The organism is Candidatus Goldiibacteriota bacterium HGW-Goldbacteria-1, from assembly GCA_002839855.1.
GTDB lineage: Bacteria > Oederibacteriota > PGYV01 > PGYV01 > PGYV01 > PGYV01.
On the sequence record PGYV01000003.1, the window covers coordinates 32,045 to 57,975 of the forward strand.

General features: G+C 43.1%; 23 protein-coding genes and 2 tRNA genes. 22 read left to right on the top strand and 3 right to left on the bottom strand.

Annotated elements, in window-relative coordinates; translation table 11 throughout:
• Positions 1–341 precede the first annotated feature (341 nt).
• From CVV21_03190 to CVV21_03220, 7 genes are all read left to right on the top strand, one after another.
• The gene (locus tag CVV21_03190; GenBank protein ID PKL92330.1) at positions 342–1,628 is read left to right on the top strand and encodes a hypothetical protein; all 1,287 of its coding nucleotides are present in this window, start codon (positions 342–344) and stop codon (positions 1,626–1,628) included.
• Positions 1,629–1,661: 33 nt separating this feature from the next.
• Positions 1,662–2,582 carry an ABC transporter permease gene (locus CVV21_03195; protein PKL92331.1) on the top strand — a complete coding sequence of 307 codons (921 nt, stop codon included), beginning with the start codon at positions 1,662–1,664 and terminating at the stop codon, positions 2,580–2,582.
• A gap of 35 nt (positions 2,583–2,617) precedes the next feature.
• Positions 2,618–3,862 (top strand): hypothetical protein, encoded by a 1,245-nt coding sequence (locus tag CVV21_03200; GenBank protein PKL92332.1) that lies wholly within the window; start codon positions 2,618–2,620, stop codon positions 3,860–3,862.
• 84 nt (positions 3,863–3,946) lie between these two features.
• Positions 3,947–4,918 (top strand): diguanylate cyclase, encoded by a 972-nt coding sequence (locus CVV21_03205; protein ID PKL92333.1) that lies wholly within the window; start codon positions 3,947–3,949, stop codon positions 4,916–4,918.
• Entirely contained in the window at positions 4,918–5,727 is an 810-nt protein-coding gene (locus CVV21_03210; protein PKL92334.1) for a peptide ABC transporter permease, read from the top strand. The genes CVV21_03205 and CVV21_03210 overlap by 1 nt, the downstream gene beginning before the upstream one ends.
• Positions 5,727–6,692, top strand: coding sequence for a peptide ABC transporter ATP-binding protein (locus CVV21_03215; protein ID PKL92335.1), 966 nt, complete (start codon positions 5,727–5,729; stop codon positions 6,690–6,692). The genes CVV21_03210 and CVV21_03215 overlap by 1 nt, the downstream gene beginning before the upstream one ends.
• Positions 6,689–7,459: an ABC transporter ATP-binding protein gene (locus tag CVV21_03220; GenBank protein PKL92336.1), complete on the top strand. Its 771-nt coding sequence runs from the start codon at positions 6,689–6,691 to the stop codon at positions 7,457–7,459. Before CVV21_03215 ends, CVV21_03220 begins: the two co-directional genes overlap by 4 nt.
• A gap of 320 nt (positions 7,460–7,779) precedes the next feature.
• Here CVV21_03220 and CVV21_03225 read toward each other — a convergent pair whose 3' ends face one another.
• The 3 genes from CVV21_03225 to CVV21_03235 are packed head-to-tail and all read right to left on the bottom strand — an operon-like array spanning position 7,780 to position 10,753.
• Positions 7,780–9,126: a signal recognition particle protein gene (locus CVV21_03225; GenBank protein PKL92337.1), complete on the bottom strand. Its 1,347-nt coding sequence runs from the start codon at positions 9,124–9,126 to the stop codon at positions 7,780–7,782.
• The gene (gene rpe, locus CVV21_03230) at positions 9,126–9,794 is read right to left on the bottom strand and encodes a ribulose-phosphate 3-epimerase (protein ID PKL92338.1); all 669 of its coding nucleotides are present in this window, start codon (positions 9,792–9,794) and stop codon (positions 9,126–9,128) included. Before rpe ends, CVV21_03225 begins: the two co-directional genes overlap by 1 nt.
• On the bottom strand, positions 9,794–10,753 hold the full coding sequence (locus tag CVV21_03235; GenBank protein ID PKL92339.1) for a hypothetical protein: 960 nt from the start codon (positions 10,751–10,753) through the stop codon (positions 9,794–9,796). The genes rpe and CVV21_03235 overlap by 1 nt, the downstream gene beginning before the upstream one ends.
• A 343-nt stretch (positions 10,754–11,096) precedes the next feature.
• Between CVV21_03235 and CVV21_03240 the strand changes: the two genes are divergently transcribed.
• The 15 genes from CVV21_03240 (at position 11,097) to CVV21_03310 (ending at position 25,924) form a co-directional block, all read left to right on the top strand.
• Positions 11,097–13,565, top strand: coding sequence for a hypothetical protein (locus CVV21_03240; GenBank protein ID PKL92340.1), 2,469 nt, complete (start codon positions 11,097–11,099; stop codon positions 13,563–13,565).
• A 9-nt stretch (positions 13,566–13,574) separates the two neighbouring features.
• A complete protein-coding gene (locus tag CVV21_03245; protein ID PKL92341.1) occupies positions 13,575–15,512 on the top strand; it encodes a hypothetical protein in 1,938 nt (645 codons plus the stop codon).
• Positions 15,509–16,477 carry a hypothetical protein gene (locus CVV21_03250; protein PKL92342.1) on the top strand — a complete coding sequence of 323 codons (969 nt, stop codon included), beginning with the start codon at positions 15,509–15,511 and terminating at the stop codon, positions 16,475–16,477. The genes CVV21_03245 and CVV21_03250 overlap by 4 nt, the downstream gene beginning before the upstream one ends.
• Positions 16,478–16,494: 17 nt before the next feature.
• Positions 16,495–17,553 carry a hypothetical protein gene (locus CVV21_03255; protein ID PKL92343.1) on the top strand — a complete coding sequence of 353 codons (1,059 nt, stop codon included), beginning with the start codon at positions 16,495–16,497 and terminating at the stop codon, positions 17,551–17,553.
• Positions 17,546–18,832, top strand: coding sequence for a hypothetical protein (locus CVV21_03260; GenBank protein ID PKL92344.1), 1,287 nt, complete (start codon positions 17,546–17,548; stop codon positions 18,830–18,832). Before CVV21_03255 ends, CVV21_03260 begins: the two co-directional genes overlap by 8 nt.
• Positions 18,822–19,553, top strand: a complete 732-nt coding sequence (locus CVV21_03265) for a hypothetical protein (GenBank protein ID PKL92345.1) — start codon at positions 18,822–18,824, stop codon at positions 19,551–19,553. Before CVV21_03260 ends, CVV21_03265 begins: the two co-directional genes overlap by 11 nt.
• 220 nt (positions 19,554–19,773) lie before the next feature.
• Positions 19,774–20,757 (top strand): hypothetical protein, encoded by a 984-nt coding sequence (locus tag CVV21_03270; GenBank protein PKL92346.1) that lies wholly within the window; start codon positions 19,774–19,776, stop codon positions 20,755–20,757.
• Positions 20,758–20,934: 177 nt separating this feature from the next.
• Positions 20,935–21,921, top strand: coding sequence for a hypothetical protein (locus CVV21_03275; GenBank protein ID PKL92347.1), 987 nt, complete (start codon positions 20,935–20,937; stop codon positions 21,919–21,921).
• Complete coding sequence (locus CVV21_03280; GenBank protein PKL92348.1) at positions 21,918–23,369, top strand: B12-binding domain-containing radical SAM protein; 1,452 nt, start codon at positions 21,918–21,920, stop codon at positions 23,367–23,369. The genes CVV21_03275 and CVV21_03280 overlap by 4 nt, the downstream gene beginning before the upstream one ends.
• A 2-nt stretch (positions 23,370–23,371) precedes the next feature.
• Positions 23,372–24,289, top strand: coding sequence for a glycosyl transferase (locus CVV21_03285; protein ID PKL92349.1), 918 nt, complete (start codon positions 23,372–23,374; stop codon positions 24,287–24,289).
• Positions 24,290–24,410: 121 nt separating this feature from the next.
• Positions 24,411–24,486: transfer RNA gene (locus tag CVV21_03290), tRNA-Phe, on the top strand.
• Between the two features lie 19 nt (positions 24,487–24,505).
• Positions 24,506–24,580 (top strand) — tRNA-Thr (locus CVV21_03295).
• Positions 24,581–24,647: 67 nt separating this feature from the next.
• Entirely contained in the window at positions 24,648–24,965 is a 318-nt protein-coding gene (locus CVV21_03300) for a 30S ribosomal protein S16 (GenBank protein ID PKL92350.1), read from the top strand.
• The gene (locus tag CVV21_03305) at positions 24,966–25,211 is read left to right on the top strand and encodes an RNA-binding protein (protein ID PKL92351.1); all 246 of its coding nucleotides are present in this window, start codon (positions 24,966–24,968) and stop codon (positions 25,209–25,211) included.
• The gene (locus tag CVV21_03310; protein PKL92442.1) at positions 25,211–25,924 is read left to right on the top strand and encodes a tRNA (guanosine(37)-N1)-methyltransferase TrmD; all 714 of its coding nucleotides are present in this window, start codon (positions 25,211–25,213) and stop codon (positions 25,922–25,924) included. The genes CVV21_03305 and CVV21_03310 overlap by 1 nt, the downstream gene beginning before the upstream one ends.
• Positions 25,925–25,931: the final 7 nt, after the last annotated feature.

Consider the following 25,931-nt stretch of genomic DNA (forward strand, 5'->3'; position numbering starts at 1 on the left):
TTAGGGCGCGTGTATTTTATTTTAAATATCCACTTATACAAACAACTGCCGCACATAATACCGAGCAATTCCATAATAGGCTCGGTATTAAAAAGGTGCGCCTACCAGTGCAAAACCGAGACCGAGCCGCTGATCTGCTGAACTTCAGAGTTGCAGCTTATCTATGGGATATGGGATAGACCTTATTTCCGTCCCTCTGACCATCTGACCCTCCGTCCCTCTGGTTTTTGCCCCTCTAACTGTCAAAAAAGTAAAAAATCTTGACTTTTAAAGCTAAAAGTGTAAAAATACTAACACGTTTATTACAAAATCAATTATTAAAATATTGAAGGAGGATTACCGTGAAGAAAAAGCTTTTTGTAGTTTTTTCGTTAGTTGTTTTAGCCTCGCTTTTTGTGTTTACAGCCTGCAACAAACCCCTTGGAGGAACCAACAAAATCAGGTTCATGTATTGGGGAGATGTAACTGAAATTGAAATCATAAACCAGGCAATCGCGGAATTTGAAAAAGCAACAGGCGTTAAGGTAAGCGCGGAAAGGGCCCCTTCGGGACCGCCTTACATGGAAAAGGTATTAACACAGTTTGCGGGCGGAAGCGCGCCTGACGTGCTTTTCATAGAAGCAAACAATTTCAAGAAATTCGCGGAAAAGGGTGTTTTAGAAGACCTTACACCTTATCTTGCAAACGAAACAGCATTCAAAAAAACCGATTTTTATCCTGAAATAATCGACAGATTTACCGTGGAAAACAAGTTATATGTCCTTCCAAGAGATATCGCGCCTATCTGCGTTATGTATTACAACAAAGACCTTTTTAAAGCAGCGGGAGTTAAGCCCCCGACAGACAACTGGACATGGGCTGAATTTCTTGCCAAAGCAAAAGCGCTTGTAAAGAAAGACGCGCAGGGAAGGATAGTACAGTTTGGATTTGTGGATGATTGGCCTATCTGGGAATCATGGGTATTAAGCAACGGCGGATCGCTTGTTGACAACGTAAAGAACCCCACAAAGTGCACACTTGATAAGAAAGCGGCTTATGACGCCATTCAGTTCAGGGCGGATATGATACATAAGTTTAAAGTTATGCCTTCGCCTTCCCAGATGACCGCTATGGGCGGAATGGGTTCCGGAGACATGTTCGTATCGGGAAAAGCCGGTATGTTCTACAGCGGAATATGGAAGACCCCGTCATTCAGGCAGATAAAGGATTTCAAATGGGACGTTGTTATGTTTCCTAAAGGGCCGACCGGAGTAAGGGCTTTCTCTACAGGCGGATCCGGATATGCCATCACAAACAAATCAAAAAATAAAGAAGCGGCATGGAAGCTTGTAACATATCTTGCCGGAGTAAAAGGCCAGACACAGCTTGCACAGACAGGGCTTGCACAGCCTGCCATGAAGAAAATTGCTGAATCACCGGCTTTCCTTGACGGGCAGGATCCTAAGAACAAAAAGATTGTCCTTGCAGGCGTTAAGTATGTTAAGTTTGCTCCGCTGGTATCAGACTGGGAAGAAATCAACGTAAGCATGATTGCACCCAACTTTGATAAGATCTGGAGCGGCAAAGCAACTGCAAAAGAAATATGCCAGGAAATAGTGCCGGAAATTAATGAAAATTACTTTGAATAACAGTGAACATAGAATAACCAGCGGAGGAAACTGATGAGCACGAATACTGTTCCGGTACATCATAAATCAGGCTCGCATGAAGCGCTGTGGGGGTATGTTTTTATAGGCCCCTGGATTTTGGGTATGATTCTTTTTGTTGGCGGCCCAATTATCGCGTCTTTAGTGCTTGCTTTTTGTAAGTGGGACCTTTTAACGCCGATTCAATTTGTGGGGTTTGAAAACTTCGCACATATGTTTGGCGATAAAAAGTTCTGGATAAGTTTGGGAAACACGTTCTATTACACTTTATTCGCGGTTCCGCTTGGTATTGTGGGTTCCATCATGGTAGCCCTGTTAATGAACCAGGACTGGAAAAGCGTAAGGCTGTTAAGGACAATATATTATCTTCCTTCTGTTACTGCCGGTGTTGCGTCGGCTATTATCTGGATGTGGCTTTTTAATCCGGATTTCGGCCTTATCAACTATGGTTTAAGTATGCTGGGAGTAAAAGGGCCTCTTTGGCTTGCTGATGAAAACTGGTCAAAACCGGCGCTTGTTGTAATGAGCCTTTGGGGTGTAGGCGGAAACATGATTATTTATCTTGCCGGCCTTCAGGGAGTGCCCAGGCAGTTATATGAAGCCGCGGAAATTGACGGCGCGGGAATATGGCATAAGTTCAGGCACGTGACAATTCCTATGTTAACACCCGTTATTTTCTTTAACTTAATCATGAGCATAGTATGGTCGTTCCAGATATTCACGCAGGTCTATACAATGACCGGCGGGCAGGGCGGTCCGGCGGATTCCACGCTTGTGCTTGTTCTGTATATTTATCATTACGCTTTTAAATATCATCATATGGGATACGCCTGCGCTCTTGCATGGGCGCTTTTCTTTGTCATAATGTTATTTACCTTCCTGCAGTTTAAGATTGCCGGCGGCTGGGTGCATTATGAAGGCGAACTTAAGAAATAAAAATTATACCACTAAACCTTTGGAGGTAATGTAATATGGAGCAGAAGAGCAGCTTCTGGGCAAGTAAAAAGAAGCAGGACATGGCAGTAAGCCTGGTCCTTTATATTATAGCGTGGATGGGCGCGCTGATATTTGTTATACCGCTTGTATGGATGGTATCAACGTCGCTTAAATATCCCACTGATATTTTTACAACACCGCCAAAATGGCTTCCTATATCGGATGTGTCATGGAAACTTGACCCCGATGTACGTTCCCAGCAGGCAGGCTATGTAAAGATAGCAAGGGGCGCTAACGGCACCAACATAATTTATCTTATGTCCGGGCTTAAAAAGAGCGCAAAGGTATTAAGCACAATGACATTGTCCGGAGCCGCCCGGTTAAATGTTCAGAAGGGCGACTATGTGGCGGAAGGCGATATTATTGCCAAATTGCCCACATCCGGCGTTGCAAAGGTAAACGGCAATATTATAATGATAGCGGATAAAGAAGGTAATGTTATAGACAGGATAGAAGCACCAATGAATTCCAAGGTAAAAGTCGCGACAGGCGACAGGGTAACCAAGGATGACAAGGTGGCTGTAATTCCTCCGCAGTGGCATAACTATGTGGAAGCGTGGAGCCCCAAAGCTTTAAGCGAAACTTTCACCACATACCTGCTTAACACCATCTTTATAACTGTCTGCGGGCTTTTAGGAACCCTTTTAAGTTCTGCTTTTGTCGCGTACGGTTTTTCAAGGTTTAAGTTTCCTTACAGGGATCAGCTGTTCCTTATAATGGTAAGCACCATGATGATTCCCGCGCAGGTAACAATGATACCCACGTTCATCCTTTTTAAATACATAGGATGGATTGATACTTTTGCCCCGCTTATTGTCCCCACGTTCTTTGGCGGCGGCGCGTTTAACATCTTCCTCATGAGGCAGTTTTTCATGACAATTCCTTATGAACTTGATGACGCTGCAAAAATTGACGGCTGCAACTATTTCCAGATTTTCTGGCTTATACTTATGCCGCTTGTAAAACCGGCGCTTGTCACAATCGCGATATTCGGATTTGTTTACAACTGGAACGACTTCATGAACCCGTTAATTTACCTTAACAGTTCCAGCAAATACACCCTTGCGCTTGGGCTTCAGACATTTACCACAATGTACGGCAGCTACTATCACCTTATGATGGCGGCTTCAACGATAGTCCTTCTTCCGATACTTATAGTGTTCTTCTTCGGGCAGAAGTACTTCATAGAAGGCGTAGCAACAAGCGGATTAAAAGGCTAAAAGTTTAAGATACTTATTAATGATTACACCAAAGCCCCGGACCAAAATCCGGGGCTTTTTTATTTTTAAAAAGCGGGGTAAAAAGTGAAGCGCTATATCTTTAAAAGGCTGTTGCTTGCAATACCGGTGCTGTTTGGTATTACAGTAATCACTTTTTTTATTATCCACCTGACGCCCGGCGGTTTTACCGCGGTTAACATGCAGATGGATATCCGTACATCGCCGGATTCTATAGAACGCATGCGCCATTTGTACGGGCTGGATAAACCCATATTGGTACAATATGTGGAATGGATTGGAAGGACAGTAACTTTTAATTTTGGGGAATCTTTTATTGACCACAGGCCGGTGCTGCACAAGGTGGCAGAACGCCTTCCCGCCACGCTGCTTTTAAATGTGCTGTCGCTTGCGCTGGTGTTCTTTTTTGGAATAATACTGGGGGTAATTTCTGCGGTAAAAAGAAACACGGCGGCGGACAAAATTATAACGGTCTTTACTTTTATAGGCTACTCTATACCCACTTTCTGGCTTGCGCTTCTGCTTATGCTATTTGTATCAGTCAAGGCGGGGCTGCTTCCCGTATCCGGCATGGTATCAATTGATTTTGATTATATGACCCTGCCGCAGAAAATAGCTGACCTTGCGTCGCACCTGATACTGCCGCTTATTGTCACTTCAATAGGGGGGCTTGCTTACATCTCCCGCTTTGTAAAATCCGGAATGATAGAAGCTCTTTCCCAGCAGTATATCAGGGCGGCATACGCCAAAGGGCTTGATAAAAAAACCATATTATACAGAAGCGCGCTGAAAAACAGCCTGCTTCCCGTAATTACGCTTTTGGGAATGTCCATCCCGGGGTTAATCGGCGGAAGTTTTATATTTGAAACCATATTCGCGTGGCCCGGAATGGGGCGGCTGGCATATGAGTCCGCTTTAAGTTTTGACTATCCGGTAATAATGGGTGTGGTGACAATGGGCGCTGTGCTTACTCTTTTAGGCAATCTTGCGGCGGACATTGCGTACGCGGCAGTGGACCCAAGGATAAGGTATAAATAATGAATAAAATGATGACGGCAGGGCTTATTGTTGTGGTTTTTATAGTGGCTATGGCAATACTTGCGCCTGTGATTTCACCGCGCGATTACAGGGAGCAGGACATTTCGCAGCGCCTGCAGAGCCCTTCCAAAGCCCACATAATGGGGACTGACGAACTTGGCAGGGACGTTTTTTCAAGGCTGCTGCGCGGCACAAGGGTCTCTGTATCCGTAGGCATAATGGCGGTTTTAATCTCCGCGGTGATAGGCGTACTGCTTGGCATAATTGCCGGATATTTTGGCGGCGTAATTGACAACATAATAATGCGCGGCGTGGATATATTTTTAACCGTGCCTACCTTATTTTTAATACTTATGCTTATCGTTTTTTTAGGCCCTTCCATATTTAATATTGTCATCATAATAGGGCTTACATCGTGGACTGATATCGCAAGGATAGTAAGGGCGGAAGTTTTATATATAAAGAAACTGCCCTATGTGGAAGCCGCAAAGCTGCTTGGGTTTAAAAAAAGAAGGATAATGTTTCGCCATATCCTGCCGAATGCTTTTTCGCCGGTGCTTGTATATATCACGTTTGGAATTTCAGGGGCAATTCTTGCGGAATCCGGGCTGTCATTTTTAGGGCTTGGCGTTCAGCCGCCGGAACCAAGCTGGGGCAATATCCTGACATCGGGAAAAGATTATATAGACACCGCGTGGTGGCTTGTATTGTACCCGGGGCTGTCAATTTTCGCGGCGGTGTTTTCATTTAACCTTCTTGGTGAAGGCTTAAGGGATTATTTGAACCCCAAGCTGGACAGGGAGGGGTAATGGGCATAATTAATGTATCCGACCTGACAGTGAAATATAAAGTTAAGAAAAATTTTATAACCGCGGTTGCCGGTGTGTCGCTTGATATTTCGGCGGGAGAATCAGCGGCAATTGTCGGCGAATCCGGGTGCGGAAAGACCACGCTTGCAAACGCGCTGTTAAAACTTCTTCCGGAAAATGCCGTGGTGACGGGTTCGGTTTTTATGGACGCAATGGATGTGTTAAACGCGGATGAAGAAAGGTTAAGAAGCATTAGGGGTAAAACCGCGGGTATGATATTTCAGGAACCGGGGGCGTCTTTAAACCCGCTGTTTTCAATAAAACAGCAGATAGAAGAGACGCTTACGGCGCACTTTGGGAAAATGGCAGCGCCGGCGCTTGAACAAAAATCACTGGAGCTGTTAAATGATGCCGGTATTACGGACGCGCAGCGTGTGTATAATTCGTACCCGCACCAGTTAAGCGGCGGCTTACAGCAAAGGGTAATGGCCGCAATAGCGCTTTCCTGCAATCCCAAAATTCTGATAGCGGATGAACCCACAACAGCGCTGGATGTAACCGTTCAGGCGCAGATAGTTGAACTGCTGAAAAAATTAAAAGAAGAACACAATCTGACATTACTGCTTATAACTCACGACCTTCACCTGGCAAATGAACTTGCGTCCAGAATTATAGTTATGTACGCGGGAGAGATAGCGGAAGACGGAGCAATTAAAGATAAAAAATCCGCGCTGCATCCTTACACCGCGGCGCTTTTTGAAATTATACCGTCGCTGGATTCCAAAAAAAGGCAGTTTACCGTAATACCCGGGGAAGTTGCCAGGCCACGGGAAGGAAGGGATTTCTGCGCTTTTTCTCCAAGGTGCCCTTATGCGGATGATAAGTGCAGAAGCCAGAAGCCCGAACTTATAGAAGTAAAACCCGGCCATTTTGTAAGGTGTTTTTACCCGGGCGGTAAAAAATGAAAAATATAATTCTGCGTACGGAAAAATTATGCAAGCATTTTATGGCAGAAGGCGCTTTTGGCGGCGCGCGTTACAGGGTAAACGCGCTTGTTGACGCATCCGTAGAAATTGAAAAAGGCAGAATACTGGCGCTGGTGGGTGAAAGCGGTTCAGGTAAAACCACCCTTGCCAGAATTATAGCAGGGCTGGAAACGCAGGATTCCGGCGCGGTATTTCTGGACGGAAAAATACCTGACTATAAAAATCCGGCTGAGAGAAGAAAGGTTCAGTATGTGTTTCAGGACACGTACTACTCCTTAAATCCAAGGATGACAATTGGTAATGTATTAGCCGAACCAATATCAATACACTTTGGGGTAAAGAAAGAAAATATCAGCGGGAAAATACAGCAAATGCTGCAGTCAGTGGGGCTTGGCGCTGATGTAATGGAAAAATACCCGCATGAACTGTCAGGCGGCCAGCGGCAAAGGGTGGGCATAGCAAGGGCGTTATCTGTAAATCCGGAACTGTTAATAGCGGACGAACCGGTATCTTCGCTTGACGTCTCTGTTCAGGCGCAGATACTTAAACTTTTTTCTGATTTGAACGAGAAAAATGGCATATCAATCATATTTATCACGCATGATTTAAGAATAGTAAAAAGCCTTGCTGACACGGTGGCAGTTATGAACAGGGGAGAGATAGTGGAATACGGTGAAGTGGATGAAGTGTATTCAAACCCGCGCAGTGAATATACGAAGACGCTGCTTGGCGCGGTGAAGGGGTAGGGCGGCAGCTCAGCAGCTAGGCAGCTAGGCAGCTAGGTTTAGATCTGGTGTGGTAGACGCGGGTCTTTAGCCCGCGGCAGTTGGTGTAAGGTTTTATAATATAGAGACGCAATACATTGCGTCTCGTTTTTGGTTTTTACAACCCTGTGTAAGGCGCAATATATTGCGCCTCTACGTTAAAATATATAAATCTAAACAACGCGCCTTAAAAGGCGCACCTGCCAAATCGGTAATAGATAAGTGAAAGGAAAGTATAAGGTTTAAAGATTTTACCAAGCTGCCGAGCCGCTGAGCTGCCTAGCTGCATTTTTTGGAAGTACCTAGAATCCCCTGAAATTACCCGGCATCTGCCCGAAATTTGGTTTGCCGTGGCGGGTTTTCTTGCCCATCTTTTTCATCATCTTCTTTGACATGTTGAATTGTTTTAATAATTTATTCACGCGTTCTACCGGCAGGCCGCACCCTTTTGCCACCCTTTTTTTTCTGCTGTCATCAAGAATTTCCGGCCTTCTGCGTTCTTTGGGTGTCATGGAAAGTATTATGGCTTCTGTGTGTTTTAATTCTTTTTCGTCTATTTTCACGTTATCAAGCCCCATGTTGGCGGCGCCGGGAATCATCTTTAACAGTTCATCAAGCGGGCCCATGTTTTTCATTGTCTTCATCTGCTCAAGAAAGTCTTCCAGGTTAAAGGTGGCTTTGCGGAATTTTTCTTCTGTTTTTTTGGCTTCTTCTTCGGTGACCGATTTTTGTACTTTTTCAACAAGGGAAATTATATCGCCCATGCCAAGAATGGATGATGCCAGCCTGTCAGGGTGAAACAGTTCAAACCTGTCTGCTTTTTCGCCTGTGCCCATAAATTTAATGGGGACGCCGGTCACGTATTTCATTGAAAGGGCGGCGCCGCCCCTGGCATCGCCGTCTGTTTTAGTAAGGATAATGCCGGTTAAGCCCACGGCTTCGTTAAAACTTTTTGCCACATTTACCGATTCCTGCCCAAGCATAGAGTCTGCCACAAGAAAGACTTCGTTCATGGGGATAGATTTTTTAATAATCTCAATTTCTTTTATCATGTCTTCATCTATGTGCAGGCGGCCGGCGGTGTCAAACACCACAATGTCATACAGTTTTGTTTCAAGAAGGGAATAGGCGTTTTTGCATATCTTTATGGCGTCGTTGTGTTCTTCCGTGTAAAAGTCCGCGCCAATCATGCCGGCAAGTTTTTTAAGCTGTTCTTTAGCGGCAGGCCTGTAAGTGTCCGCCCCTACAAGCAGTATGCGGGGAAGTTTTCTTTCGTTTTTTAAGTACAGCCCAAGTTTTGCGGCTGTGGTGGTTTTGCCCGACCCCTGAAGCCCCACAAGCATTATAAGCGTGGTGGTGCGGGAAGTATCAATCCCGTTGTTTTTTTCGCCAAGAAAAGATGTAAGTTCGTCATGGACTATTTTGGTAAACTGCTGGCCGGGCGACACCGCGTTTAGGACAGATTCTCCCATCGCTTTTTCTTTAACAGCGGCAACAAAGTCTTTTACAACTTTATAATTTACGTCCGCTTCAAGCATGGACATGCGTATGGCTTTAAGCGTTTCTTCTATGTTTGCTTCGGAAATTATCCCTGTGCCCCGTATTTTGCGGATGACAGAGTCAAGTTTTTTTGAAATTGCGTCAAACATTACCGGCAGCCCTTTACGGAATCGCGGATGTCAGACGCCGCTTTAACACGGTCAGGCGCGGAAAATATGGCGCTTCCCGCCACAAGAATATCAGCGCCCGCGCCGCAGGCAAGGGGAGCGGTGGCGGTATTAATGCCGCCGTCAATTTCTATAAGGCAGTTATATTTGTTTTTATCTATCAGCGTCCTAAGTTCGGTTATTTTTGAAAGCATATCTGTCATAAATTTCTGCCCGCCAAAACCCGGTTCCACAGTCATAATAAGGATAAGGTCAAGTTTGTCCATATATTTAAAAAGGGAAGAAACAGGGGTGCCGGGTTTTACTGACAGCCCTGCTTTTTTTCCGGCAGCGTGTATTTCACTAATCACAGCGCCGCAGTCGTTGGAGGCTTCTTCATGTATGGTGATGTAGTCGCACCCCGCGTCCAGATAATTTGAAATGTAGCGCTCCGGTTTTTCTATCATAAGGTGCGCGTCAAAAGGTAATGATGTATGGGGCCGGAAGGATTTTATCACTTTAGGGCCAAAGGTAAGGTTCGGTACAAAATTTCCGTCCATTATATCAAGGTGCACAAATTCCGCTTTTATCTGTTCTAAAAATTTAAATGTGTTTTTAATATCGGAAAAATCCGAATCAAGAATGGAAGGGGCAAGCATCATCTTTGACATTATTGCGCCTTAAATTCGTGTTCTTTTACAAGTTCGTTATTCACAAATATCTGAACCAAAGCGTCGCCGCGGACAACCGGCTGGACTTCTATTTTTTCTTTTACCAGAGTAATTTTATTATATATGGCTTCGCTGCCTGCAAGGCTTAAAACCGATATCTTTACGTGTTTTGGCAGCGGGTCCGCGCTTTCAAGGGTGAAATTCACCTTAATAAGGCGTTTTTTAAGGCTTAAATCGTCTTCTTTATTGCCGGCGTTAAGTATTATAGGTGTCTTTTTATTAACCGCATATCCCGCTTCCGGCGACTGGGACAAGATGCTTCCCGAAGGCAATTCGTTATTTATTTCCACGTTTATTTTTTCCACGGTAAGGTCGTGCCTGCGCAGCGCCTTGTAAACATCAAATATGTTTTTGCCTTTTACGTCAGGCATCATGAAAACTTCATCTTTTAACCCTTCTGACCTTAAGGTACTTACGTTTTCGTTAAATGGTACATCCGCGCCCGCGGAAGGGAACTGGGCGATTATAGTGTCTTTTTTATGTATGGAAGAAGAAATTGCATCGTCATAACCGGGGCCAAGGTCAAGATTAATCAGGTTCAGTACGGCTTTTGCTTTTATCATTCCCGTGACGTCCGGAACCCTTATCATCTTTGAACCGCGGCTTACAACGGCATACACCGCGCGGCCCTTTTTAATTTTTACTTTTGGTTTTACGTTCTGCGAGACAACAAAGCCTTTTTCATAAAGATTACTGTAAACTTCATCTTCAAGTTTTAAGTCAATGCCCATTCTGCCGGCGCTTTTTACGGCTTTTTCAAAAGCCATTCCCGTATAATCGGGCATGGATATAGAGCCGATAGAGAAGACCAGTTTCATAACAACCGCGGTGGTAATGCCAAACATAACAAATCCGATAAATACAAGTTTTAAAATGTAGGATAAATTGCCCTTTTTCATATGCACCTTTTAATTATATGATTTAACTTACCGGAATATTATATGTGATAAGCGTTATTTTGCAAGAAAAATATATAAGGGCAGATGGTTGGAAGGTTAGATGCTTAGATGCTTAGATGCTTGGAAGCTTGGAAGCTTGGCAAAATCCTTCCATCCCTTCGTGCATCCAACCTTCCAAGCATCTAAGCATCCAAGCCTCTGCCTTACGTTTATCCCGATTGACAATTATGGGGGTTTTTCGTATAATTCTCTATATTTTATATATGTTTATAACGGGAAAATTCTAAAAAAAGCTTAAATAATGGGTGAAATATGCCCTTAAAAGCAAAGTGGAGGTGTTACTTTGGACGTATTTTTTGGTTATATTGCTAAGTGGTGGTTTGTTTCCGTAATAATCGGGTTGCTGGCTTTTCCGATAACCTTTGTGCTCTTTGGGAAATCGCAGGATAAGGGTTACATGTTTACAAAAATTGTGGGTATCTTCCTTATATCATACTTTTCCTGGCTGCTGGGTTTCTTAAGTTTTTCCACCGGCACCATTCTTGGGGTAATAGCCGTAATGACAGGGGTTTCTGTCTGGCTTTTTCTTCAGAATAAAAAAGAAATGCTTCAATTCTTCTCTGAAAAAGCAGGGGTGGTAATAATAGCCGAACTGTTTTATTTTCTTATTTTCCTTGTTTACGCCATGTTCAGAATGAACCAGCCGGACATAGTGGGAACGGAAAAATTCATGGATTTTGCTTTCATCAATTCCATAGTTAAAGCCGATAAGATGCCGCCTTTTGACCCGTGGATGTACGGTGTTGATGCGGCAGGCAAGGCGCTTCATATAAGCTACTATTATTTTGGATATCTTATGATGGCCATAATGTTTAAGCTGACAGCCATACCTAACGGAATGGCGTACAACATAGCCCTTACATATATAGTGGCGCTGTCCGCGCTTGGAACTGTCGGATTGCTTTACAACCTTACCAAGAATTACCTTATAGGTTTTCTTGCCGCGGCATTCCTGCTTTTAATAAGCAATATTGACGGGTTTATTCAGGTTGTATCCAACGGCTGGTCCACGGATAACTTTAACTGGTGGCACACTTCCAGAATTATTGACAGGCCCAATTACGATATTACCATTAATGAATTCCCGTTTTTCTCGTTCCTTTTGGGCGACCTTCATCCTCATCAGATGGCAATACCATTTGTATTGCTTGCCCTTAATATCGGGCTTCTTTTTGCCAAGTGGGAAGAAAAGGATATATTTGGAAAAGAGCCGCGCAAGCTTCTGTTTCTGGGATTCACAGGGCTGCTTTTAGGCGGGCTTTGGTTCTTAAACAGCTGGGATTTCCCCACATATCTTTTTGTCATAATGCTGTGTATTGCAGCCAACAGGTATTCTGACCGTGAAAAAGTAAAAGACTGGTGGGTGGACGCGGCAACGGGATTCGGCGTGATATTTTTTATTTCCATAATCGCGTACCTGCCGTTTACGCTTCTTTTTGGCTCGCAGGCAAAGGGCGTGGGTTTTGTAAAAGCAAACACAAGCGTTGCGGATTACCTTACAATTTTCGGGATTATGCTTTTTCCGATACTTTCCTTTATAGTGTTCAGGACGTTTAACTGGGTTTTTGCCATTAAGGGCGAGAAATCCAAAAAGAGGAACGAGTACTGCCCCCGCTGCGGAACTGAAATAAGGGAAGGCAAAATAATATGCGGGCAGTGCGGCTACCAGATAACAGGAGTGGAACTTAAGCTTGGAGGGGAAGAACTTCCTGTTAAAAAAGGCAATCAGACAGTAATGTCATTTTTCAAACTTTTTACGGCGCCGGGCTCTGTTAAGGATAAAAAGGTATTTATAGGGCTTGGAATTACAATTGGTGTTGCGCTGCTGCTTATAACGGTTAAGACCATTTTTGACCTTACCGCAAAATGCCCGGAATGCAAAGGCTTCACCCCCGGAATATTTGCGGGTATTATGTTCCTGCTTTTTGCCTATACGTTTGTGCTTGGGCTTACAAAGGTGGAACAGAAAGAAAACCAGTTTGTCATAATCCTTATCTTTACCGCTTTCTTTGCAGCCCTTGGCTGCGAACTTTTTCACGTTATTGACACTTTCTCCCGCGAAGGGCAGCACGCGCCGCTGGAACGCATGAACACGGTATTTAAATTCTATTACCAGACGTGGATAATGTATTCCATAGCAGCCGCGTACAGTTTCTTCTGGATAAAGCATTTCTATTTAAGGCATAAACACGCCGCTATACGCTGGTCGTGGTATTCGGTATTTATTCTTCTTATCGCGGCCGGAATGTTCTATCCGTTTGCGGCATCAAGCGTAAAGACCGCGGGTTTTTCCGGCGCCATGGAACTTGACGGAAGCGCGTTTTTAAAAGAAAGGCTGTATGAAGGAAGGATGCCGGCAGCGGGCGATTATGAAGCCATTCAGTGGTTAAAAAAGGAAGTTAAAGGCAAACCCGTAATCCTTGAAGCGTGGGGCGGGGAATACACTGAATACGCCAGAATAACATCATTTACGGGATTGCCCACAGTGCTTGGGTGGCCGGGGCATGAACTGCAGTGGCGCGGCAATTACGACGAAGCCGGCCGCAGGCAGGGTATTGTCAGCAGAATATACGAAACAGCGGATGCCAATGAAGCGCAGCAGCTTTTAAACCAGTTTAACGTGGAATACGTGTACGTGGGCGTACTGGAACGCGATAAGTTTGGCAGCGCGGGAAACTTGGATAAGTTTAAAGATTTTATGGATGTGGCTTATTTTAATAAAAATGAAACTATAATATACAAGAAAAGGTAAGGAGGAAAAATGGCAGATACAATGAAATGCTCGAAGTGCGGATCTGAAAATCCCAAAGACAACAAGTTCTGTGACAGCTGCGGCGCTAAGATGACGGTGCCAAGCGATCCGGCAAAAAAAGAAGCAAAGGCGGATGGCAAAAAGGCAGCGGCAAAAACAGCAAAATCTTCAGACATGGCAATAACAACGCAGGACCTTATTCAGACCCCCGGGGCTTTTACTATAAATTGGGAAGCTGTTATCTGGCTGTTAATAATTATAGCCGCGTTTGTTTCAAGGTTCGCGGTGCTTGGCGATAAGCCTATGCACCACGATGAATCCATGCACGCGTTTTACTCGTGGAAGCTTTTCATGGGCAACGGGTATTCTTATAACCCGATGCTTCACGGGCCGTTTCTTTTTCACGCCAACGCGTTTGTTTACTTTCTTTTCGGAGCCACCGATTATACAGCCAGGATAATGCCGGCTTTTTACGGCATGCTTTGCATCTGGCTTCTGTGGTACTTAAAACCACAGCTTGGCAAAACAGGCGCTATGGTCACGGCTTTTATCATGGCGATATCGCCTTCGTTTATGTACCAGTCCCGCTACATAAGAAACGATATCTACATAGCGGGGGACACGCTTTTAATAGTTGTAGGGCTGTTCAAATACTTTGAAAACAAAAAGCCCGGCTGGCTGTTTCTGGCAGCGGTTGGACTTGCGCTTTCCTGGGCTACAAAAGAAGTAACGTATATAACCCTGTTTATTTTTGGAACGTTTTTCTTTGTAAGGTGGCTCTGGGAAAATTCGCTTAAAACATCCGACCCTGATAAATACGAAGACGAGGGCGGAATGCACCGCACGGTGGAATATTGGCTTACAAAGCCCGGGTCAAAAGTGTTTCTTACCGCGCTGGGTATTTTTGTGGCAATACACGCGCTGCTGTTTTTTAATAAAGAACCCAATCACAGTTTTTTTGTAAACGCTAAAGGGATAATTGACGGTTATATCGCGGCTTTAACGTACTGGCTTGGCCAGCACGGTGTGGCGCGCGGCAGCCAGCCGTGGAATTTTTACCTGCTTTTAACCCCGTTCTATGAACTGCCTTCGGTATTCTTCGGGCTTATAGCGACGGTTTATTACGTTATTAAAAAAGAAAAAAGGACGCTGTTTAATATTTTCTGTATTTACTGGTGGATAATGGCGATGATAATTTATTCATGGGCCGGCGAAAAAATGCCGTGGCTTGTATTACACCCGTTATTACCTTTAATGCTTATAGCCGGAAAAATGATAGCGGATATAATTGACAATAAAGAACAGACCTGGAAAAGGGCGGCAGGCCTTGTGATGTTTGTACTGTTATCGCTTGGTTCCATTCACGGCGCGATTAACGTCTGCTTCTATGAAGAAGGCGCGTCGCCAAAAGAGTCGCTTATTTACGTGCAGTCATCCGTGGATTCCACAAAAATAGTCCGCAACCTTGATAACTTTGCCAACAGGATGAAGGCGTTAAAGTGGGACAGCCAGGAATTCCGCAGGTACAGCCCGTATGACCTGGAAATGGTAATTGAAGATTATTGTTCCTGGCCGTTCGCGTGGTATTTAAGGGATTATAAAAAGATAGCGTACCCGCCAAAAATGATACCCGATTCTGATGTCGGCAAAGCCATAATATTTTCCGGCATTGAAGAGGCAAACGCGGGCCACGACGCTGCGGTAAAGGCAAAACTTGAAAATGATTACGTGGCTTTCAGGTATAAGCTTAGGGAATGGTGGGCGCCTGATGAAAAGAAATGGTGGAGCGCGCCGCTTTTCAGCGCGCCAAACAAGCCCGGCAAGATAGAAATGATGTGGAAGCGTTTTATGTACCGCGATGTGTGGAACGACCTTGGTTCTTATGACATGGTGGTTTATGTAAGAAAAGACCTTGAAAAATACTGGCTGGAGGGCGGAGACAGATGATTAACCTGGCAAGCATGTCAAAGCAGGAAAAAATTATTATAAGTACGTTGTTTGGAATTCTGCTTATTGTAATATTGGTTATGTTTAACCCGGATAATGTAAGCAAAGAAAGAAAACCCGTACAGCAGGCGCAGTCTTCAGAGGCAAAAAAAGGTTCGTTTAACAGCGCGCGCGACCTTGATGTGGATGCGGAAGGAAACATATACGTGGTGGATTCCCGCAATCACAGGATACAGAAGTTCAACAAAGAAAATGCTTTTGTTTCCATGTGGGGAAAAGAAGGCGAAGATAAGGGCAAATTTAAGGAACCCTGCGGCATAGACATGGGCCCGGACGGCAACCTTTATGTGACAGATACATGGAACAGCAGGATACAGGTATTCAACAAAAGCGGAAAATATATCAGGGATTTTGGCAAGGATAAAGGCATGTGGGGCCCGCGCGACGCGGCTGTTGATAAAAACGGTTATGTTTACGTGTGCGACACAGGCAACGGCAAAATAGAGAAATTTGACCCGCAGGGAAAATCTGTGGCCACAATCGGCACAAAGGGAGCGGGCAAATTACAGTTCAATGAACCTTTTGGAATTAAGGAAGGGCCGGACGGAAAACTTTACATACTTGACCGCAAGAATTACAGGGTGCAGATTATCACTACAAACGGGCAGTATGTAAATGAATTTAAAGTGGACGGATGGGCAGACGGCCAGATTGTAAACGGCTGCCTTATGGAACCGTACCTTTCAATGGACAGGCAGCGCGGTTTTATTTACATAACGGATTCCACAAATAAAAGGGTGCTGCGTTATTCCCTTGACGGAAAGAAAAAGAAAATTATTGATAAAAATGAAAACGGGGCGCCTTTATTTGGATGCCCGCTTTCGGTGGCATACGCAGGCGGCGGAAAAATTGTGGTGTCTGATTCAGGGTTAAACAAGCTTATCAGTTATATAGATAAAGATTAAAACAGGAGGGTTTAAATATGGCAAAGAAAAAAGTAAAGAAGGCATTAAAGAAACCGGTGAAGTCAAAAAAGGTTTCAAAGAAAAGCAAAGCCAAAAAAAGTAAAAAACGCGGTAAAAAGAAAAAGGGCGGTTTTGGCGGGCTTATAATTGCCGTGATTATTATTGCTGCCGTAATAGGGATAGCAAAATTAAAAGGCGGCGATCCGGTAAAGTATATTAAGGCGGATAAGATAATTGAATTTGGCGGAACGGGTGAAAAAACAGGGCAGATGAACGGGCCAAGGGGCCTTGCTGTATCTGATGACGGTTTTTTATATGTGGCTGACCTTCAGAATAACAGGGTGGACAAATTCACGTTAAACGGTGAATCCGCCGGCACAGTAGGGGAAAAAGGCGAGAAAAAAGGGCAGTTTAAAGAACCGTCCGGCGTGGCTGTTGACAAACAGAATAATCTGTATGTGGCTGACGCGTGGAACGGAAGGATGCAGAAGTTTGATTCAAAAGGCAGGTTTGTCCTGGAAATTGGCGGAGAAAAAGCCGGTTTTTACAGCCCAAGAAACGTGGCTGTTAACTCTTACGGAATGGTGCACGTGGCAGACACAGGTACTTCAAGGATACACAGGTTTGACACTGACGGCAACCGTATAGGAAAACCGTTCGGCGAGCGCGGAAAAGCGCTTGGTAATTTCCAGGAAGTTTTTGGCATAGCTTTTGACAGCAAGAAAAGGGTATATGTAGGCGACCCGGGCAATATGCGCGTGGCAGTCCTGTCAGGCGATTTAAAACCGGAAGCTTCAATTAAAGTTAAGGGCTGGGATGCCGCAAAACCCATGTGGCCGATGGTGGCTGTTGATTCGCGCGATTATCTTTACGCTGTATCATCGGGCACGCAGGATATCTGGGTCTATGACACCAAACATCCAAAGTTCAAATATGTGGGAACCATTAAGACAGATTCAAAAGGCAAGACTCTTTTTGGCAACCCTCTTGGTATCGCGATTGACGCGCAGGACAACATTTATATCTCCGAAGTGTCAAAGAACACAATAGTAAAGATCAGGCCGGTATTTGAATAATACAAACGGCAGTCAGGGAATTAAAGTGAAAGATAGAAATGAAGGCCTGCTGAAAGATTCAATAATAATGTTTGCTGCCACAAGCGGCGTGAACCTTTTAAATTTTATCTTTCACATGTATGTAAGCAGAAAATTGGGCCCGGAAGAGTACGGAGTGCTTGTCCCTCTTCTGGGCCTTGTTATACTTTTTTCCATGCCTGCTTTGGCGCTTCAGATGACAATTGTAAAAAAGACATCAATCTGTATGGCAAGGAAAAATTACGGGGGCATTGAACACCTTTTCAGAAAAACCACAGGCTGGTTTCTTATGCTTGGCGCCGTTTATTTCATCGGGTTTCTTGCCGGCGGGCCGTTCATACAGTCTTTTTTCAAAATTGACGATTACGGCCTTATAGTAATTCTGGGTTTAATAGCCGTTGTATCCCTTATAATACCGGTGGTCCGCGGCATACTTCAGGGGATGCAGAATTTTATTGGCATGGGGCTTAACCTTACGCTGGATGCCGTGTTACGGCTGGGTTCCCTTATACTGTTTTTAATGCTTGGATTCGGCGTCAGGGGGGCGTTATTAACCACGTTTGTCGGCGCCTTCTGCGCTTATCTTGTAGGTATTTTTATGCTGTCGTTTTTATTTAAACACAGGGAAAAAAATGTTGAAATATTAAGAAAAAGGGATATTTTATCTTACGCGCTGCCGGTTTTTTTCTCTGCCACGGCGTTTTCGCTGCTAAGTTACATGGATGTTTTTATGGTAAAACATTTTTTCGCGGAACATGACGCGGGGCTGTATTCCGCCACTTCAATAATAGGCAAGGCGTTTTTATTCTTCCCCGGAGCCATTGTAATGACCCTTTTTCCCAAAGTGTCTCAGAGTTTTGAACTTAATAACGCCACCGGAAAAATGCTTTTAAAAAGCCTGGGGCTGACAGCGGTTGTATCAGCCGCTGCAATAATATTCTGTTATTTCTTTCCGGACTTTGTAATAGGGCTGCTTTTTGGCGGGGAATATAAGGGCATAGCGCCTGTGGTAAGAATTTTTGGCGCCGCGATACTTCCGCTTGTTTTGATAAATGTGGTTATGAACTACTGCCTGGCAATACACAGGTATGTAATGATATATATAATGTACGCCGGAATCATTCTGTATGCGGTGCTTTTATGGTTTTTCCACGCTTCATTTATGCAGGTAATAACAATACTATTTTCCGTGAATCTGGCGATACTGCTTTTATCGCTGCTTACGGCAAAAGAGAACAGGAAACCCGAACATGCCGTTTAAAAAACTTTCAGTTTTAATGCCTGTATTCAATGAAGAACTTGCGGTTGCCGCCAATATTCTGGAAACCGATGAATATTTTAAGAAACTTGGGATTGGATATGAAATTATAGTCATAGATGACGGGTCAAAAGATAAAACCTATGAAAAGGTGAAAGAGTTAAATAACCCAAGGGTAATGGCGTACAAACAGCAGATAAACGAAGGCAAGGGCGAGGCGTTAAAAGAGGCGTTTAAAAAAAGCACAGGCGATATGGTCATGCTGCTTGACGGCGACCTTGACATTCACCCAAGGCAGTTTGAAGTGCTCTTTGAAGTGATGAAGAGCAATAATGCCGATGTTGTAATCGGATCCAAGCGCCACAAGGATTCGGTTTTAAATTACCCCAAAAACAGAAGGTTAATGTCCGCGGTTTATTTTTTTATCGTGAAATTATTATTTGGACTGCCGTTAAAAGACACGCAGACCGGGATAAAGCTGTTTAAGGCAGAAGTATTAAAGAATACCTTTCATAAAGTGCTTATCAAGCGCTACGCGTTTGACCTTGAACTGCTTGTGCTTGCACACCATAAAGGGTATAAGATAGCCGAAGCGCCGGTTGTGGTTGACTACAAAGGCAAATACGGCCACATAAAGTTTAAAACGATTTTTAACATGGTATGGGACACCCTTGCCGTATTCTACCGCCTGCACATAATAAAGTATTACGACAAACAGCAGTAGCGGATTTTCTTGTCTTTGTTTGGTCTTTTAATGTAGAGGCGTAATATATTACGCCTCGTCTTTGATTTAAATATGTTTTTGAATTTGTAGGGACAGCGCTCCTGCGCTGTCCGGCAGTTTTGTTTTTGTCCTGGTAGTGGTAGACGCGGGTCTTCAGCCCGCGGGATCTCGGGTTTATTTTATCGTGACCTTATTAATCAGCCATTTGGGCAAAATATCTATGACAGGTAAACAAAAAAACAGAAGGGAAATGCGGATGAAAAAAACAATACTGCTATTGTCTCAATGCCTGTTTTACCTGATGTTTTTTTCATCCATATGTGCTGCAGTAAATATAAAAGAACTTGATAGATTGATGGATTCATATTTTCATCAACGCGAAATTGTTAAAAGTAATAATAAAAGTGAGAAATCAGAAGAATTAAGAAAAATAAGAAGTTGGATAGAAGCACAATTAAATCTAAAAACTTTGCAAAAAAACGTTGAAAATGAACGAAAAATACTACAGATAATAGAGAATCTTCAATCCAAAAGAAGTGCAATTCAGATTAAAGGAGATACGGTTTTTAATCCGTTGGTTTATAACGATACAATATTGTTATCTTATCTTTATTTTTGCTTGGCAGAGATTTATTACGATAGGGGGAATTATAGTTTAGCAGCTGATGCTTATGAAATGCATTGTGTCGAAGTAGATAAATTCGGTATAGGGCCATACTTTATAAGGGATGAATTTCAATATGCGCATGTAATTGCATCCGCTTTAGAAGCATGCAGGTTTAATAAGGAAAAGTTCAGAAAGAAATACCCAAGTTTAAGTGCTTATTTTATTGAACTAGAAATTTTCAGGAAAAAGAATATTTTGTTTATTGAACGCATGTTATTGAATGATTATTATTCCAGGTTAATAATTGTATCGCGTGATAAAATGGTTAAAAACCTTACAAAATATTATTATATTGTTAAATCTAAGAGTATAAAGATTAAGAGTGTTACATCTGATAAAGATGTAATAAATATTATTCTTGAAGATTTGGATACCAAAAATACGGGTGAATACAGTTACAGTAATGGAAAAATTAATGTGATAAAACATGTAGAAACTGAATGGCAAATAAGGGGATATGACGATGACATGGCGCGAGATTTAAAGCGGCATCCTAATATTTATATATTTCCTGAAGAATATTATATAAAAGAATAATGGAGCAATTACAAAAGAGTCTGAAACAGTTCAGGAATAAAGGATATATTAATATGAAACTTGTTCTTTGTATTTTGCCTGTTGAATTAGTTCTACATATGTTTTAAACTTATATAAACATATGCCGTATTTTTAAGCTTTGCGGCAGGATTAACTGTTAATAATAAACGGAGAATTATGAAAACTGTATCAATAATAATACCGGTAAAAGAGATTAATGATTATATAAGAGAATCGCTTCCTTATATAGAGGCGCTGGACTATGATAAGTCTAAAATAGAGGTTATAGTACTGCCGGATTTTGACAGCAAAATAGACGGGAAATTTACTTTTGATCTTAAAATCATTCCCACCACGCATATTTATCCCGGTGAGAAAAGGGATATAGGCGTAAAAGCTTCCAAAGGCGAGATTATTGCTTTTATAGACGACGACGTATTCCCGATGAAACAATGGCTTAAAAAAGCTGTGGAGATTTTTGAATCATCCTCCGATATCGCGGCTGTAGGCGGGCCGGCGGCAACCCCTGATAATGACTCTTTTCTGCAGAAGGTAAGCGGGGATATATACGCATCGCTTTTGGGCGGGGGCGGCTACCGCTTTCGTTATAAACCGGAACATGCGCGGTTTGTGGATGATTTTCCGTCGTGTAATTTATTGGTAAGGCGCGATATTCTGGATAAGATTGGCGGGTTTAATACGGAGTTCTGGCCCGGCGAAGATACTGTAATGTGCCTTAAAATAGTCCGCGACCACAAGATGAAAATTGCCTATGACCCGGATGTGTTTGTCTATCACCACAGGCGTAATTTTCCGGATGGCCATATAAAACAGGTTAAAAGCTACGCGCTTCACAGGGGATATTTTGTAAAAAAATTCCCGGAAACGTCTTTACGGCTTTCGTATTTTTTACCGACCTTTTTTACGCTGTATATTTTAAGTTTTATTATCCCTCTTTTATTTGCCCGGCAGCTTCTTGCTTTGTGGTCACTGCCTCTTGCCTTGTATGTTATACTGTTAATAATTGACGGGATTAAAATTAAAGATATTAAACTGGCATCTGTTGTTCTGCCGGGGATATTTGTAAACCACGTAGTTTACGGAATCTATTTCATAAAAGGCCTGCTGTCACCAAGGCTTAAAGAAGAGGTAAAAAAGAAATGAAAGTAATGATATCATATCCGCCGTTAAAGGGAAAAGGTACGCCCACGCTTGGACAGAACAGGCAGTTTCAGTGGTTTCATAATCCGTCATTTATATATCCCATGGTGCCGGCTTCCGCGGCAACGCTTCTTGCTTCCAAAGGGTATGACGCAATTTATAATGACTCCATAGCTGAAATGATTGACTGGGACATGTATATAAACATGCTGCTTGATGTTAAACCGGATGTAATAGCTATAGAAACAAAAACCCCTGTTGTTAAGCAGATGTGGTCAATAGAAGCAGAAATAAAAAAAGTCCTGCCAAATGTAAAGACGGTATTAATGGGCGACCATGTAACCGCGTTTCCCCTTGAATCAATGCAGAATTCCACGTATGATTTTGTCATAACCGGCGGGGATTATGATTTTTCTTTATTAAGCATTGCTGATTACCTTTCAAAAAAAGCGGGTTTAATAAGCGGTATCTGGTACAGGGAAAATAATGACATAAAAGACACAGGCAAATTTGACCATTCAAATAACGATTTAAACTCTTTGCCGTTTATAGACAGGGACCTTACAAAGTGGAAACTTTACGGCGAAAAGTTCTTTAAGTACTCGCCTTACACATACACAATGGTTGGCCGCGACTGCCCGTGGGGCAAATGCACATTCTGCGCGTGGACAGGGCTTTTCCCGAAATTCAGGACAAGAAGCTCGGAAAGCCTTTTATCTGAAATAGACACGCTTGTGCAGAAATACGGCATCAAAGAGGTATTTGATGATACAGGCACATTCCCGCGCGGGGAATGGCTGAAAAAGTTCTGCGAAGGAATGATAAACAGGGACTATAAAATGTCCATACTTGCCAATTACAGGTTTGATTATATAAATAAAGAAACAGCCCCGCTGATGAAAAAAGCGGGCTTCAGGCTTATGAAGTTCGGGCTTGAATCGGCGAACCAGGCTACGCTTGACAGGGTGTGCAAGGGTATTAAAGTGGAAGACATAGAAAAAGGGTGCAGGATTGCAAAAGACGCGGGCCTTGGCGTGCATTTAACAGTAATGGTGGGCTACCCGTGGGAAACGCGCGATGACGCAAACCGGACATTAGACCTGGCAAGAAAGCTGCTTGATAAAGGGCTGGCGGACATGCTGCAGGCAACTGTGGTAACCGCGTATCCGGGAACCCCGCTATATGACCAGGCAATTCAAAATGACTGGCTGCGTTTTAAGGCGGGCGACTGGGATAAGTTTGACATGACAGAGCCGGTATTTAAAACGCCGGACATGTCCCCGGAAGAAGTGGTGGGCAAGTGCGAAAGTATTTATAAGGCATTCATGACGCCAAGGTTTATCCTGCGCCAGTTTATGGCAGTGCGTTCATGGGCAGATTTGGCTTTCATCTTTAAAGCTGCAAAAGCGGTAATTGGGCATATCATGGACTTTATGAAGATAAGGAAATAATTATGCCTGACAAATTTACAAAACTAAACGCGCCTTACTTTGACGCCGGTACAGAACAAGCCCTGGCGTATAATAAAAAAATTAAGCTTAAAAGCACACCGCTTGTATCGGTTATAATCCCCGCGTACAACACAGCCAAAACAATAGAGACCTGTATTAAGTCAATGCTTGGGCAGACTTATAAGAATATCGAAATTATAATTAATGACGGGAAAAGCAATGACGGCAGTATTGATATAATAAAAAAATATAAAAAAGTAAAACTTATATTTCAGAATCCCAACAGGACAAAAGCAAGAAATATAGGGGCGAAAATTGCGCGGGGCAAATATCTTTTCCACATAGATTCTGATATGGAATTAACCCCCATGCTTGTGGAAAACTGCGTTAAACTCTGCGAGAAAGAAAAATATGACGCCCTTATAGTCCCGGAAGTATCTGTGGGAAAAACTTTCTGGCACCTGGTACGCGCCATTGAAAAACTTACCTTTCTTAATGATGAATACATGGAATCCGCGAACCGTTTTATTCGCAGTGATGTTTATAAACGGCTTGGCGGATATGATGAAACCCTTACCGCCGGGGAAGACTTTGATATTCACCAGCGGCTTCTTGCCAAAAACTTAAAAATAGGAAGGGCTTCTGCATTTATAAAACATCACGAAGTTTTGAAGGTAACACAGACATGGAAAAAAGGGTATATATATGGAAGGACATTTAAAACATATATAAATAAATATCCTGTGCTTACGGGAAAGCAGTTTTCTGTAATTCGCCCGGCATACATCAGAAATCGCAAACTGCTATTTTCAAGGCCGGGGCTGCTTTGCGGCCTTGTAATAATGAAGGGAATAATGTATTTATATACGGTTTTTGGCATAATTGTCACTTTTATAACCGGGAAACACACCAGAACTTAACAGGTTAAAAAACCTTTTTAATGTTGACAATATTTCCTTATTTTATTATAATTCTCAGACGTTTTGATTCAGTCTTTATTGTTATTATATTTTTTTACTTTTACATCAACCGAATATAGGTGCCGAGATAGCTCAGTCGGTAGAGCGACAGACTGAAAATCTGTGCGTCGGCGGTTCAATTCCGTCTCTCGGCACCATTAATTAATTGATTGCTTTGCCGATGTAGCTCAGTGGTAGAGCAACTGATTCGTAATCAGTAGGTCACCGGTTCAATCCCGGTCATCGGCTCCAGTTGCATAAAATGAAAAGTTTTCGCGCAAAATAGCGCGAATCAAAAGTTTTTAAGGAGGTTTTTTGCATGTCGGTAATATTAAGGTTGAAAAGAATGGGAAGGGCCAACAGCGCTTTCTACAGGATAGTTGCGGTTGATGAAAGGCGTTCGGCAAAAGGCGGAGAATACATTGAAGAACTTGGGTATTATAACCCTACCAAGAATCCCCCTGTTATTAAGCTTGAAAAAGAAGCCACAACAAAGTGGATAAAGGACGGAGCCAAGATTACTCCGGCTGTTAAGGGTATTTTCAGGGAACTGAACATTTATAATGAAATGATTCCGGTAAAGCCCGTAAAAAAGAAGAAAGCAAAGAAGACAAAGGTAAAGAAAGCGGCTAAATAAATGAAAGCACTTCTTGAATACGCGGCGTCTTTATTGATTTCTGAAAAAGAAAAGCTGGCGGTTAAGGAGATAAATGATATGACAGGCAGGCTTGAAAAATGCGTCATATCGGTTGCTCCCGGCGACATAAAGTTTATCATTGGCAGGGAAGGCAGAACCATAAAGGCGTTAAGAAGCCTTGTAAGCATAGCGGCGGCTAACAAAGGAATAAAGAAAAGAATACCGCTTGAAATAATAAACGAATGATGGAAATAAATGTTCTTACGATTTTTCCGGAAGTCTTTGAAAAGGCGCTTAACTTCAGCATCCTTAAAAGGGCAAGGGAAAAACAAAAGGTAAACTTTAAAGTGGTCAACATCCGTGATTTCGCGGAAGACAAGCACAAGATGACCGACGACACGCCCTTTGGCGGCGAAGGCGGAATGGTCATGAAAGTGGAGCCCATTCACAAAGCGCTGAAAAGCGTAAAAGAAGAGGGCAAAACAGGAAAAGTGCTTTTAATGAGCGCTTCCGGACGCAGCTTAACCCAGGAAAAGTTAAGGGAGTACGCGCTGCTGGATTCACTGACTATTATCTGCGGAAGATATGAAGGCGTGGACGAACGGGTGGTGAATTATGTTGACGAAGAAATATGCATAGGAGATTATATACTTAGCGGCGGCGAATTTGCATCGCTGGTTATAATAGAAGGCGTGACAAGGCTTCTGCCGGAAGTGCTTGGCAATGAAGAGTCCGCCGTGCACGAATCCTTTGAAAAGGGCATACTGGATTTTCCCCAGTACACCAAACCAAGGGAGTATGAAGGGATGCAGGTTCCAATAGAGCTTGTGTCCGGAAATCACGAAATGATAAAAAAATTCAGAAGGCAGCAGGCCCTGTTAAAGACAAAAAAAAACAGGCCCGAACTGCTGGAGAAAATAAAACTGTCTGATGAAGACAGAAAATTCTTGAAAGGGTAAAGGAGTA